The sequence below is a fragment of the Clostridium sp. AWRP genome (genome assembly GCF_004006395.2).
Lineage (GTDB): Bacteria > Bacillota > Clostridia > Clostridiales > Clostridiaceae > Clostridium_B.
The window spans coordinates 1,132,405-1,146,803 of record NZ_CP029758.2 but is presented as its reverse complement, the minus strand read 5'-3'; the positions used below and the strand labels follow the sequence as shown (position 1 = coordinate 1,146,803).

The 14,399-nt window shown below is 27.5% G+C and carries 13 protein-coding genes and 1 pseudogene; 4 read left to right on the top strand and 10 right to left on the bottom strand.

What is annotated here, in order from left to right; genetic code table 11:
• The first annotated feature begins 257 nt into the window (after positions 1-257).
• Entirely contained in the window at positions 258-1,484 is a 1,227-nt protein-coding gene (locus DMR38_RS05150; protein WP_127720298.1) for a DUF3578 domain-containing protein, read from the top strand.
• 471 nt (positions 1,485-1,955) lie between these two features.
• On the opposite strand, the gene DMR38_RS05145 is transcribed toward DMR38_RS05150, so the two are convergent.
• The 4 genes from DMR38_RS05145 to DMR38_RS05125 all read right to left on the bottom strand — a co-directional run bounded on the left by DMR38_RS05145 (position 1,956) and on the right by DMR38_RS05125 (position 4,815).
• Positions 1,956-2,504, bottom strand: coding sequence for a hypothetical protein (locus tag DMR38_RS05145; protein WP_127720297.1), 549 nt, complete (start codon positions 2,502-2,504; stop codon positions 1,956-1,958).
• A complete protein-coding gene (locus DMR38_RS05140) occupies positions 2,476-3,243 on the bottom strand; it encodes an ImmA/IrrE family metallo-endopeptidase (RefSeq protein ID WP_127720296.1) in 768 nt (255 codons plus the stop codon). Before DMR38_RS05140 ends, DMR38_RS05145 begins: the two co-directional genes overlap by 29 nt.
• Before the next feature lie 4 nt (positions 3,244-3,247).
• Positions 3,248-3,592, bottom strand: coding sequence for a helix-turn-helix transcriptional regulator (locus DMR38_RS05135; RefSeq protein ID WP_127720295.1), 345 nt, complete (start codon positions 3,590-3,592; stop codon positions 3,248-3,250).
• A gap of 692 nt (positions 3,593-4,284) precedes the next feature.
• On the bottom strand, positions 4,285-4,815 hold the full coding sequence (locus tag DMR38_RS05125; RefSeq protein ID WP_127720294.1) for a hypothetical protein: 531 nt from the start codon (positions 4,813-4,815) through the stop codon (positions 4,285-4,287).
• Positions 4,816-5,407: 592 nt separating this feature from the next.
• Between DMR38_RS05125 and DMR38_RS05120 the strand changes: the two genes are divergently transcribed.
• Positions 5,408-7,015 (top strand): recombinase family protein, encoded by a 1,608-nt coding sequence (locus DMR38_RS05120; RefSeq protein WP_127720293.1) that lies wholly within the window; start codon positions 5,408-5,410, stop codon positions 7,013-7,015.
• Between the two features lie 23 nt (positions 7,016-7,038).
• Here the strand turns inward: DMR38_RS05120 and DMR38_RS05115 are convergent, their stop codons facing one another.
• Positions 7,039-7,860 (bottom strand): ATPase, T2SS/T4P/T4SS family, encoded by an 822-nt coding sequence (locus DMR38_RS05115; RefSeq protein ID WP_243124446.1) that lies wholly within the window; start codon positions 7,858-7,860, stop codon positions 7,039-7,041.
• Between the two features lie 282 nt (positions 7,861-8,142).
• Between DMR38_RS05115 and DMR38_RS21705 the strand changes: the two genes are divergently transcribed.
• Entirely contained in the window at positions 8,143-8,301 is a 159-nt protein-coding gene (locus tag DMR38_RS21705; protein WP_175412924.1) for a hypothetical protein, read from the top strand.
• A 137-nt stretch (positions 8,302-8,438) separates the two neighbouring features.
• On the opposite strand, the pseudogene DMR38_RS05110 reads toward DMR38_RS21705, so the two are convergent.
• From DMR38_RS05110 to DMR38_RS05100, 3 genes and pseudogenes are all read right to left on the bottom strand, one after another.
• A pseudogene (locus tag DMR38_RS05110) lies at positions 8,439-9,760 on the bottom strand (ATP-binding protein).
• A gap of 126 nt (positions 9,761-9,886) precedes the next feature.
• Positions 9,887-10,030 (bottom strand): cyclic lactone autoinducer peptide, encoded by a 144-nt coding sequence (locus DMR38_RS05105; protein ID WP_127720292.1) that lies wholly within the window; start codon positions 10,028-10,030, stop codon positions 9,887-9,889.
• A gap of 376 nt (positions 10,031-10,406) precedes the next feature.
• The gene (locus tag DMR38_RS05100) at positions 10,407-11,171 is read right to left on the bottom strand and encodes a class I SAM-dependent methyltransferase (RefSeq protein WP_127720291.1); all 765 of its coding nucleotides are present in this window, start codon (positions 11,169-11,171) and stop codon (positions 10,407-10,409) included.
• Positions 11,172-11,281: 110 nt separating this feature from the next.
• On the opposite strand from DMR38_RS05100, the gene DMR38_RS05095 reads away from it, so the two are divergent.
• Positions 11,282-11,932: a Crp/Fnr family transcriptional regulator gene (locus tag DMR38_RS05095; protein ID WP_175412923.1), complete on the top strand. Its 651-nt coding sequence runs from the start codon at positions 11,282-11,284 to the stop codon at positions 11,930-11,932.
• Between the two features lie 367 nt (positions 11,933-12,299).
• On the opposite strand, the gene DMR38_RS05090 is transcribed toward DMR38_RS05095, so the two are convergent.
• Both DMR38_RS05090 and DMR38_RS05085 read right to left on the bottom strand, forming a co-directional pair.
• Positions 12,300-13,349, bottom strand: a complete 1,050-nt coding sequence (locus tag DMR38_RS05090; RefSeq protein WP_127720290.1) for an L-threonylcarbamoyladenylate synthase — start codon at positions 13,347-13,349, stop codon at positions 12,300-12,302.
• A 300-nt stretch (positions 13,350-13,649) separates the two neighbouring features.
• On the bottom strand, positions 13,650-14,300 hold the full coding sequence (locus DMR38_RS05085; protein ID WP_127720289.1) for a class I SAM-dependent methyltransferase: 651 nt from the start codon (positions 14,298-14,300) through the stop codon (positions 13,650-13,652).
• Between the last annotated feature and the right edge of the window lie 99 nt (positions 14,301-14,399).

The window sequence follows — 14,399 nt, the reverse complement described above, 5'->3', positions numbered from 1 at the left end:
CTCTTTCATATAAGGTTTTGGATAACTCAAAAATACAGAAATTCTTATAGTAAATCCCCCATACTCTCAGCTCTAATAATTATTTATTAAAAATATAACATTATCTCTGTATCATGAGATTTAAATATATTTATTAATATTTTACCACATATTTACTTATTTTTCTACATATATTTCCACATGTGATATTTTTTAATAATTTTGAAGGAATTAGAAAATTTATGTAGAAATATATTCTAAAAAGGTGGGATTATATTATGCAGCAAACATTTAATTATATACTCCAAAATTATCTTAAAGCTAAAAATGAAAATTTAAAAGGAAATAAATTAGCTGATTATATACGTGAAGATGCACTAGAAAAAATTCATATTAAATCTAATATTGATACCTCAAAGTATAAATTTAAGGGTTCAGCCGGACAAGGTGGATGGGCTGACGTACCTTGGATTGCAATATTCGACAAAAACATTACAACGATGGCAACCAAAGGATATTATATAGTATACTTATTTTGCGCAGATATGAGTGGTGTTTATTTATCATTAAATCAAGGATGGACTTATTTTAAAAACAAGTATGGAATAAAAGATGGAAGAGAAAAAATCAAATTAGTATCAAATGCTTGGAAAAATATATTATCATCTACATTATCAGATTTTTCTTTCGAACCAATTAATTTAAATGGAATTAGTAAAAATTCTGACCTAGCAGAAGGATATGAATTAGGGCATATCTGCGGCAAATTCTACGAATCAGGAAATATTCCTACTAATTCAGAACTTATAAATGATTTAAGAAATTTGCTAGGAGTCTATAGAGAATTAAAGGGTAAGCTTAAAGATAATTCTATAGAGAAAACAAATAATTCTCTTATCGTTGACTTCAATTTAGGCTTTCTTGATAATAAAAATTCTGAAGAAGATTTAAATGATATTGAAGACACCATTGAAAATTTTGAAAAATCTTCTGTATTGATTGAAGATGATCCTCCTCTAGACTTTTATTCTAAAGATGATAATCATGAATTTAAAACTAGAAAGACAAATTTCATATTAAAAGCTAAAAATCAAAAAAAGCTTGGTTTTGCTGGTGAATTAATGGTTGTAAAATATGAAAAAGAAAGCTTAATTGCTAATGGAAGAAAAGATTTATCTAAAAAAATAGAACACGTTGCAAAAGAACATGATGGTGATGGATATGATATTTTATCTTTTGAAATTGATGGTACCAAGAAATTTATTGAAGTAAAAACTACTACCAAAGACAAGTTAACCCCTTTCATGATATCATCAAATGAGGTTAAATTTTCTGAATTAAATAGTGGAAATTATTATTTATACAGAATATTTGATTTTAATAAGAAAACTTCCACTGGAAAATTATTCATATTACATGGAGACATATCAAAGATATTAAAATTGAAATCCACACAATATATCGTAAATGGAATGCAAGATACCAACAAATTACCAAATAAATAAAATATAGCTTCCTGTGGCATTTTGATTTTATCATAGGAAGCTGCATTTTACAGGCTTTTTCATGGACTCAATTTTCAATGAAAGTATTCCCCAATTTTTAATATATAGACATTTGATTTTTTAGTATATGCCTGTCCATACTTATTTATTCCAAACTATAGGGGGCAAATTATATCTGTATAGATATTATAAAAAGTATACTGTCTTCTTTAGATCCATATTTTAATCTATAAATATTATCTTACAGCACATCATTTTAATTTCACATATTCACGTTTTACACATTGATCATATAATCAATTTTATTATACTTAGCAATATAGTAAGATTATAAGATCATTACTCTTACATATTATTTTATATATATTCATTGAACTTTAAATGTAGCTAAATTATATATATCTGCCCATTCTATTTATGCTAAACTATATGTAGCAAAAGTGACAAATCTTTATTAAACTTGTAATATAGTTATTTTTCATGTCTCCGTATAACTTCATTAAAATCGTATTTAGGCAACTTCCTTTTTTTAGATTTCATCTCATTCCATATTTCTTCACCATCTTCACTTTTTATGAATCCCATCTTATAACAATAAAACAATATTTCTTCTGTACATATTAAAGGTGGTTGTCCATTTTTTATATGTGGGAGTACATCCCTTAAGTTATTGCTCGCAAGAGTTCCTCCCAAATCTTTAGCAATAACTATTGCCGATGCCTCCCCTTTACCAATCCACTCTCTATTCTGTAAAGACGTTGTTAATTGTAAGTACTCAGTAAAGATACTATCAGTAATTTTTATTTCTTTATATTCAAAATTTTGGTTATCTATTTCTTTTTTAATATCACTGAATACATACGAAAACTTAGATGTTCTCATTTTCTCTAATTCACCATAAACAGGTTCAGGAATAATAATCTGATGTTTAAAAAGATTATTAATTAAATCAATTCTATGGATCCATGAAAATGATGATATGCAATCATTATCAAAAACTATCGGCATCTTCAAGTTCATTTTGAATTTCCCCATCGTTATCATCCCCATATATAATATCAATTAGTCCTGCATCTAACAACAATTCTTCATATTTACCATAGGTAATTTTCTGAGAATCTAAAAGTGTTTTAGCTATTTCAGCATACTCTGATAAAACCTGTGTACCTTTATCAACTGTATTCTTATATAAATCAATTTCATATCCAAGTTGTTTTGCATTTTTTATAATGCCTTTACTATAACTAGAAGCTTCCCTATCTGTTATTAAATTAATAGCTTTTAATCGTATTAACATTACTCTATGACTAACTCCAAAATAATTTTCTAAAAAAATTACATCATCTAATGTAATTTCATTATTTTTTATTCTCTTTTCTGCCATATATCTAAGTGCATCATCTGGTACTAAAAACATAGCAGCAAACTCATTTGCTTTCTTCTCTATAGGTGATTCATTAAAATTCTGTATAGTACATACTGCACTAGTCATATTTGTATCATACTTTATATGGTAATACTCATGTGCCGCTGTAAAATGTTGATGTCCAAGACTTTTGCTAGAATTAATAACTACTAAACCAAGTTCCTTTTTTTTAATAAAAAACCCTGATATCTTTTCCCCTATCTCAGTTATTATTACAGATATATTTTCCATATCTTTTAATACTTTAAATATATTCACACTTTCATAACTACCTATGCCAAGATTATTTCTTGTTTCACTTGCTTTGTTTATTATATCTATATTGTTTAACACAATATCACTTCCCTTGCAATTGCTTCATATCTAAAAGATTATTTAAAAACTTTTCTGCAAATGCAACAATTTTAATGTCATCACCGCAAACTTCATCAGCTCTAAATGCTATGCTAATTTGCGATTCAGTCGTATCCTCATTTGATAAAAAATAATCTAGTTTATAACCATATAAATTAGCCAATTTTTCAAGTGCAGTTATAGTTATTTCTCTCGTAGCATTTTCATAATATGATATTTGGCCTTTATTTAAATTAACAGCTTTTGCAACCTCCTCCTGAGTTAAACCAATATTATTACGTGCTTCTTTAAGTTTTTTACCAATTTTAGCTAATACCTCCTTGTTCATGTAAATGCCTCCTTAACATATTTGTTTTATTTATATTATATATTATTAATATTATAACATATATGTTACTTTTTATACGCATTTTTATTATTAAAAAATATTTAGCTAAATAACATTTCTCATATATAGTCTCTAACTTTATTAATTTTCGTAATTTGTTTCTGAGATTAGTTCTTTAAAAATTACTAATAGAATGTTATCATCAATCATACCTTTACAAAACGACTGTATGCTGTTTTCCATAATCCAAAGTATCCTAGCAAATCACCCATGCTATTCCACTCCTTGCAATCCACAGTATAGCATTAAAGATAATCCTGTTATATTTTGAAGATCTTCCTTTTTTGAATCAGGAAATAAGTTCCTTATTTAATCCTTTTGTTAACCTGATATTTAATAACACTTTTGTGCCATAAGTTTACCTCCAAGTTTTTTTATATTATTGTATCTAAAACTTAATTATTGATAAATACTTAGTTTTCAGATATCCCCTAATTAAATTCATATATTCCTTATAATTTTACAATGATATAATTCTACATCAATTTTTTTATTGGGTATTCAACGAACAAAATCCTTTACCTATCAGTAAGTTGTGAATTTAATATTTCAGTAACTTCTTCAAGTTATGGCTTTTTATTTATATTATTCTCTTACCTTTCAAACTCTCCATTTAATTTATCTTTTATATTTTATTCTATCTGTTCAAATTTTAAATTATTACTAGTCAATCCTGTTAGTTCTTCACATTTCTTTTCAAAGTTGCTAATATTGTCAAACTTATAAGAATATTTTTCTTCAATGCTGTTATACTTCCAAAAAAGATTAAATTTAATTGAACTAATAAAAATTTTATTATTTTTACTAGTATACTTTATTACTGCATTAGTATACCCATTATATGGTAAATCAAAAAATTCTACATTAGGATCTTCATCATTACCTAATCCACTATAAACAAAATTTTTTACTAATTCCGAAGATTCATTATCTAAGTAGAATTTATCGCAAGCTAAATTTATAATTTTATCTGCTTCTTTCTTTTTAATTAAATGTGCTCCACCTTTACTTTCGAACACTTCAGCTGGATAAATTCCTTTCTGTTCAAATGTTCCTTTACAAGAATGACTTATTTTAAATAACTCATACTGAAACAGTTCCATAAATATAAAAAAGTTTTCTTCATACCGTTTGTTAGAAATACCCTTCTTTACTTCATTCACATCAAAAACTTTATCATTTTTTCTGTCACTTTTATTATAAATTATTTCTTTATCACCTAAATATTCATATTACTTTTCGTCAAATGTTGCAATTAATTTATTCTTATCATCAATAGATTTAACAATAAAAAACATTTTACCATCGCCTCCTCTTTAAATATACTACAGATATATGCAATATTCCTTAATTATCGTTCGTCATTATGTGACCTATTTTTTCATATCTTTATATTCATATATCTTTATATTGTTCTAATTTTTACCCAAAATAAATGACTTCGTACTATACGAACCCCTTATTCTTCAAATAGCTTTAAGTATAGTCATATTGACCACCACTAACTCACATATATAATTTATAACCCCTTTTCTTCTCCTATAAGTGCTACTCCTACCCCATCCATACATTTCATTAGCTATCCAATTGACGCTTTAATTATTTTACTGTATTCCTTATATGCTTCTCAAAGTATATTGTTTTACATAAAAGATAATATTTTATATAGAATTTCTCCATATAATCAATTTTGACACACAAACATGTGTTTGCTAAAATTAACTTATTAAATACTAATATTGGGGGTATTTACTAATGAAAGCAGCAATATACAGCAGGAAATCAAAATTCACTGCTAAAGGTGAATCTATAGAAAATCAGATTGAAATGTGTAAAGAATACTGCAATAAAAATTTTGATGAAGAAATTGAATTTATAATTTATGAGGACGAAGGTTTTAGTGGAGGGAATGTAGACAGGCCTCAATTTCAGCAAATGATAAAAGATGCAAAGAATGAGAAATTTGATGCTTTAGTATGTTATAGACTTGACCGTGTAAGTAGAAATGTTGCTGACTTTTCTACAACTCTTGAACTACTACAGCAGCATAATATATCTTTTATAAGCATAAAGGAACAGTTTGACACAAGTACTCCTATGGGTAAGGCTATGGTATATATAGCCTCTGTATTCGCACAATTAGAGCGTGAAACCATTGCTGAACGTGTACGCGATAATATGATTGAACTGGCAAAAACAGGCCGTTGGTTAGGTGGGCCTCCTCCTATGGGATTTAAATCAGAAAAAGTGATTTACTATGACGCTGAAATGAAACAAAAATCCATGCATAAGCTCTCTCCTATAAAAGAAGATTTAGACTTTGTAAAACTTATATATAAAAAATACATAGAATTAGGGTCAACTCACCAAGTCAGAAAATATTTTTTGCAAAACAATATAACAAGTTTAAAAAATAAAGATTTGTCCTCCTCCGTTATACACCGTGTTTTAAGGAACCCTGTCTATGTTAGAGCTGATGATAAAGTTATGGAATATCTTCAAAGTAAAAATATAACTATTGCTGGAGATGCAGATGGAAAACATGGACTACTAGTTTATAATAAAGTTGCGAAAAACAGAAAACAAAAAGATAAAAATGAATGGATAGCAGCTATAGCAAAACACAATGGAATCATCGATTCAGATGAATGGCTAAAAATACAGTCACAGCTTGATACAAATAGTAAAATTACACCTGCATTAGGGAAATCTAATGTGGCTCTATTAACCGGATTATTAAAATGCAAAAAGTGTGGTAGAAGAATGAGTATTGTATATGGATCTAAGAAAAAAGACGGCACAAAACATTATTACTATGCTTGCACTTTAAAAAAATTTTCTAATGTCACAAGATGCAATAATAAAAACGCAAATGGAACTAAATTAGATGCCTTTGTTGTATCTCGTTTAAAAGAACTTACTGCTGATGAAGGATTATTATCCAAACAATTACACGATTTTAAAAATGAAGTCGCTGTCACTGAATCTGAAGACAAGTCTAAAAATATAAAAAAAGAAATATCTACAAATGAGGACTCTATAAATAACTTAGTTAAGCAATTATCTAAAAATCAAAATAGCGCTGCAGCTGACTACATAATGAAAGAAATTGAAAGGCTCGATAGAAAAAATAAGGAATTGAAAAATAAGTTAGCGGTACTAGATCTGCAATTAGATAATTCTCAAGAAAAAAGTCTTGATATTGACTTAATGCTTAGAACTGCAAGACAATTTAATGATATAATTGATACAAGTGATATTAAATTGAAAAAATATTTAATTTCTACTCTGGTAGATTCTATATACTGGGACGGAGATAAACAAGAAGCTGATATTAATATTTTTGGATCAAAAAAAAACTAAATGATAGCTTGTACGAAGAAAATTTATCGCATTTTTGTTCTGCGAGCAGTTGGTCCAACAGCTATAAGAAGTCCATGATCACAACATAGCATTCTTTTTATTTTATCTTCACTTTCTCTTGAAAATCCAAGTGCAGTCATGTCTTTTATATTTTCATCCCTATATAAAATTCTTAAAACTACTTTTTCACCATATATAGTAGGAAGAGTAGACACCCTTAAATCATAGTTTAGATTTTGTTTAACATACTTTATCTTTCCATCTTGGGGTATTCTCTTTTCTGCTATATCAAGCTCTGCCATTATCTTTATTCTAGTACACAAAAGAGGATAGATATACTTCGATATTTTAATATATTCCCTCATAATTCCATCTACCCTCATCCTTATGGTGACACCATTTTCAAATGGTTCTATATGCAAATCACTAGCTCTTTCATCTATAGCCTTGTCAATTATGTAATTAGCTGCCTTTATAACTGGAGAACCTTGAAATTTATATTTATCTTGAAGTGGACTCGCAATTAATTCTGGAATATTCTCTTTTAACTTTATGTCATTTAATGCATGATTTAAATTTTGTTTGCAGTAGTACTTATTTATCAACTTAAATATAACTTTCCTACTAGTCCTAAAAAATTCAAGTTCTTTTCCCAATATAAATTTTAGTTCCTCAATTAAAGTAAAATTTGGTACTTTATCTACGGCTATAAATAATTTATTTTCTTTCATTTTTAAAGCTATTAAACAATTATCCCTGGCTATTTCTTCAGGTATTTTTTTTATTACATCCATTTCCAGAGAAATGTCTTCTATATTTATATTCTTTAATTCTACAGGAAACACTTTATTTTCCTCTCTTCATTATTATTTACATATCTAAATTATAACCACCCTTCTTATCTTTAAACAATAATGATAAAATATAATTAACTCAACTTTCACAGCTTGAAAATAATATGAAACAATTTAGTTGACATTGATAGGAAAATACGTTGTTCACCAGGGGGAGAATTGAAAATGAAGCAAACAAGTTTGTAGCTGAACTTTTATCGGAGTCAACGAAAAATTAGTTAAGTACAAATTTAATAAATAGGACAACTGATTTATCGAGAAAGGAATTTATTTATGGAACAGAATAAAAAGACAAATAAAAAAAGCTATGATTATTTAGCTGTTGGAATAAGTTTAGGTATTTCATTTGGAGTATTATTCAATAATCTTGCTTTAGGAATATCAATTGGCGCTGCTTTAGGAATAGCTCTGAGTAACAATAAAACAAAATAGTACATAAGCTTTAGGTACTAATCTACGCCCTCGAATATATAAAAACAGAGCTATATTGGGTTACAGCTCTGTTTTTAGTTTTAGATTAGAAAATTGTGGATGCATTTCAAAAATTTCTTATTTTAGAGCTTATAAATCTATCCTTTTATCTTAAATTTCACTAAAAATTTAGTAATTTCAGGACTGCTTTCCACGTATATTCTTCCATTGTTTTCTTCAACTAATTGTTTAATAATATACAATCCAAAACCGTGGTCACTCTTCTTAGTTGTTTTTGTGGAAAATCCTCTATCAAAAATCTTTTTTATCATGTCTTCTGGAATGACATCCCCATTATCAGCTACTTGAATACAAAAATCTTCATGTTCTCTAAAAGTGCTGACAGCTATCTCCTTATCATCAGTATATAACTTAGATTGAAACGCTTCAAATGCATTGTCCACCAAGTTGCTTATTATACTTATTAATTCATCCTGTCTAACTTTTATCAAATCAAACGATTCGTCTATCATTACTTCAAAATTTATGTTATTTTTTACAGCATAGTTGTTTTTGACAGATAATAATCCGTCTATGTAATCATTGCCTGTATCTAAATACTTAAAGGAAGACTGCATGGTATCTGAAATTTTCAACACATAATTATTTATTCTTTCAACAGTGTTAGGCTTATTTAACATACACAGTCCTTGTATAACATTGATATGGTTCACAAAATCATGTTTTTCCTGTCTTATTATACTAATTATTTCTTCCATATTTTTAATCTGACTTTCTTGAACTTTATACTTGGCATTTATATTTATAAGTATTTGTTTTTCCTTTAGACTCCTAAATTTTCCTATTAAAAATACAAAGTAAATAAAAAAAATAAAAAAATTGTATGTTAAAATATATTTTATTTTGAAAATACCATAGTTAACACAAACTATAAAGAGAGTAAATACTCCTAATTCAAGTATTAAATTAGCAAAAATGGCCCCCTCTTTTTCAAACAATCTAAGCCTAGTAAAATACGAGTTAAACTTATAGATTAATGCTACAATAAGTATCTGTAATATCTTACATGTTACTAAAAATATGGCCAAATATCTAGAATTTAAAAAGATTTGATTGAATTTAGGTTAAATACAAGCATTTCAATAATTTGAATAAAAGTTTCTGTAGACAAAATTATCGTAATAAACAAAGAAACTATAACCGTAGAATTAAAGATCCCTATTTTGGTAATAAAAGCAAGTAATAAAATATCAAACACTACGATTAGCAATGTATGATAGACTGTCACGATATGAAATGTACTCCAATAAGTCGCAAAAACAAACAATATACAAAATAACCCTGCTCTAATTTTATTCTGTATTAGAAACTTTTTCTTATCATACAGTGCTTCAAAAATGACTAAAAGAAGTAATGCTTCTATACTATCTAATACTATTTCTCTTATAGCAATAACCATACAATATCTCCTTTACTCCAAAAAATTAACTTTTTATAAATGTTTTAAATTACAAATTAAGCTTTTATGCTTTCTGCATCATTTTTAACCAAAACATTTATAAAAAACTTAATTATCAGGTAACTACTAATTTAATAAGTCATCAGGGCACTTTGGTTGGTGACTGTATATTGTAGATGTTGGAGTTATAACCAAAGTTGCTAAAAATAAAGACAGATAACCTAACACTTTCATACTTTTCTTTAAAACACTTTCTTTTAAATTTTTCATTTTCATATACCTCCTATAATGTTTTAATTTATAATTTCTACAATAATTTAGATTTTCCTTCTATATATTACAAAAAAATTAAAAATAAGAAAATTAATTTTGATTTTTGTAAATATTTGGTATATAAATTCCATAATAAAATAAATCTCAGGACAAAATTTTTATACATGAAATTAAACACATATTGACAATAAGTTATGTGCATAAGATAGGCATGAACGTACATAGAGCAATCTGCTAATACTGTGGCAAATAAGTTATATAATGGTCAGGGATCATAAATGGAGCTATGTTGGTTATATCTCCATTTATGATCTATATTTATTTCGTATAATAAGAACATTCCGAACTAAAAAAATATAATTACCTATTATGTTCATTTGGTACGATTGTTTTTATTTTTAACTGCAATAATTTGAATACGCCTGTAATCCGCTACCCATTGGTTGTTTTTCCATATGCTATTTTTGCAAAGTTTTTCTGTTTCAAGTAATATTTGCTCCTTTTGTTCATCTGAAAATTCTAGTAAATCACTTGCAAAGAATTGACAAATCCAGTTACGTAGTCCTTTTTCCTCATCAGCAAGTGGTGTTGGTCTATCATATTCAATGATATGTTTTACTTCAAAACCAGCTTGATCTAATAATAACTTATATTCTTCCTTTGAAGGAAAAAAGAATGGTGAACAATAAGAATATCTCTTTTGTTCTATTACCTTTTCAAAAGCAGTTTGTATTTGACTTATATTATTTTGTGCTCCAAATTCACAAATCAATGTCCCATTATCTTTTAAACAAGTATAAACAGAATGCAACAATTTTTCTTGATTTGATATCCAATGAAAAACCGCATTAGAAAAAACAGTATCAAACTCATTTTTAAAAGGCAAACTTGTTGCATCCTCCACTTGAAAGATTAAGTTAGGATAATTAGATTTTGCCTTACCAATCATATTTTTTGATAAATCTGTTCCAATAACAGTTGCACCGTTTTTTGCCAGCTCATTTGTTAATACCCCTGTACCACATCCTAAATCCAAAATTTTTTGCTCTTTTCCAACATTTACAAAATTAATCATAGACTTACCGTATTCTGCTACAAAAGAATGTTTATTATCATATAGATTACTATTCCATTTCATTTTTTTGCTACCTCCATAAATTGTTTTATTATATTATCACATAAAACTTTTATGAATAATGTAAACTATGATACAATCAAAAAATAATTACTAAATGGGGGTGTTTTTTCTTGAATACATGGGATTTGTTTTTAGTCCATAAAATAGGTATTCCTACTAGATTGTTTGAAACTTTTAAGACAAAACCTGCACAGATGTTTAAAGATAATCAAATAATTTATCGTCAAGGAGAAATTGCTAAGAATTTTTATTACCTAAAAGAAGGAAGAGTTGAAGCTTTTGTAAATTCCACAGATGGCTTAGAAAAAATTTTAGCAATTTATAAAAAGGGAGAAATTTTTGGAGAAGCTTCTTTTTTTGATGGCTTTCCAAGAATGTCATCGGCAAAAACTTTTTCAGATTCAGAAATCATCAATATTAATAAATCTGACATTATGTTATATTTTCAAAAAGAGCCACTTCTTGCTTTGAATTTTATAGAGCTTCTATCGAAAAAGGTAAGAATGTTATCAAATGAAATTGACAATATTTCATTTTTACCAGCAGAGAAAAGAATTGCCCAACATCTACTAAATGTGAGTCTATCTACTAATTGTTCTATTTATTGTACCCATGAGGATATTGGAAAGGCTGTAGGTGTAAGTAGAGTTACGGTAAGCAGAACTTTAAACAAATTCTCTCAATATCAATGGATTAATACTAAATATAAAAAAATTCTCGTATTAAACAAAAATGCTCTTTTGAAGTTTTTAGAAACATAATCTATTAATTATAAAGAAAAATAGAGATTCTATAAATGGTCTCATATTATACGATTATGACGCATAAATTTACAACTGTGAATTTCTCTTTAATCCATTGCTTTATATAAATAACATCATGAACCATAAATTTACATCTAAAATATATTATATCATAGGGCTGGACATGCAGTATGTGTATATAGAACGGGATTGTGGTAGATGAGTTATATAATGGTCAGGGATCATAAATGGAGCTATATTGGTTATGGCCCCATTTTTTATCTACATTTATTGTGTACAATAATAAGAAAGGGTATCTATTGTAAATTATTTGATTTTTATAGTTAAATTATTAAATAAGAAACTTACTTAATAAACCGGAAATTTATATATTAATAACATCCCCTGCACTTGCTTTTTCTAATCTATTTATTATAGAATTTCCCAAGCCATTGTCTTTGGGTGCTTGTACATAAATATGACTTACATTTAATTTATCACATTTTCTAAGTAAATCAAATGTTTTTTGTGCTGCTACATTTAACGTTTCAAAACTTCCTAGGCTATATACATGTTCATAATTTTTAAAATCTGTTAAAAATTCCTGAAAACAAATTACAGCATTATTTTTATTTGCATTTTCTTTAATCCATTTAGATGTTTTTGAATAATCTCCTTTAACCAATGTTACTGGTGCATCTGGCGCATAATGCCTATATTTCATTCCTGGAGCCTTCGGAATTTCATTTCCTTTAACACTTAATAAATTCTTTTTATATATAAGATTAGGAATTACCTTACGTATATCATCTAAGCTTATAGCCCCAGGTCTTAAAAGTACTGGATCCGGAGTCGACATGTCTATAATTGTTGACTCTAACCCAATTGAACATGGACCTCCGTCCAAAATACAAGGGATTTTTCCATTTAAGTCATTATAACAATGATCAGCACTGGTAGTTGATGGTTTCCCTGATAAATTTGCAGATGGAGCTACTAGTAGAGTTCCACTTTCTTTAATTATAGCTCTTGCTATCTCACTTTTTGGAAATCTAATTCCCACAGTTTTCATTCCTGCACTGACTGTATCTGAAATACAATCCTTTTTATTGAAAATCAAAGTTACTGATCCCGGCCAGAAAGCATCAAATACTTTCTCTGCACTTTTATTAATATCTTTACATATATCATAAACTTGTTCTAATTTATATATATGTACCAATAATGGATTGTCTTGCGGTCTTCCCTTAACTTTAAATATCTTTTTTACTGCATTTTCATTAAAAGCATCTGCAGCTAATCCATAAACGGTTTCCGTTGGAATTGCAACAACTTCACCTTTTTTTAGATATTGTGCACCTTTTACAATGTTCTCATAATTAGTATTTAGATCTTTAACATACAATACTTCTGTTTCTATAGCCTTTACCACCATTTATAATTCACCTTCTATTTCTGTAATCTGTGTGCTATACAAATAATTTTCATTTCATAATATTAAACTATTCTGGACTAACTAACATTAATTACATTTTACACCGCAATACTCAATTTTCAAAGAACATTTTATATTACTTAGTTCATAATATCTTTGATTTACAAATATAAAAACGTCGTAAAATTTTTTAAAATAATACGGCGTTTCAGTAAATTATTCACTTTTTAATTGTTATGTTAAATAAAAACATTGCACATTAGCAAATTGATACCATTCTCATTTTATAGGGAATATATATTATTTTTGGGCAACAATGATAGTAGTATTTTCAACTTTCCAATTCATTTCTACATTTATAAAACCAGCTTTGGATAATAACACAATTTGGTTATCAATTGTACATGGAGTATCATAATGATAAAACTCGCCATCTGGAATTCCCTGTTCTTTTCTTATTCGTTTATTTTCACTATAATAGAATTCTTCCTCCTCCTGATTAGTTACCATGTAATCACATTCGATATATTGACCACCAGCTTTCAATGCATCAAAAATCTTTGAATATAGTTTAATTTTATCTTGATGTGAAAAATGGTGCATAGTTTGGAAAGATATTGCCACATCATATTTACAAGTTCCAAAGTCATAATCAAAATAACTTGCATTTATTAACGACATTTTTTTGTCAGGATGTTTCTGTTTTAATTTATTAAGCATTGCCTGTGTTAAATCTATGCCTGTTACATTAATAAAAGGCTTACTCTTAAATATTTCATCAAGCTCTAATCCAGTCCCACAACCTAAATCTAATAATTCAGTAATATGTTGTGGTAATAATTTTGCCATCTTAATATAAGCATCTTTACACCCTTCTACATCATTAAGCATATGTTCATCATATCCATCTACACGAGCAGTGAAGAAATCACTCATTTTTTCTATTTTCAATTGCCTATCCTCCTTAATTAATACAATCAGTTTATGGTTTATATTAATTTACTATTCTGTATTAACTAACATTAATTACATGATAATAGAATAGTAAGG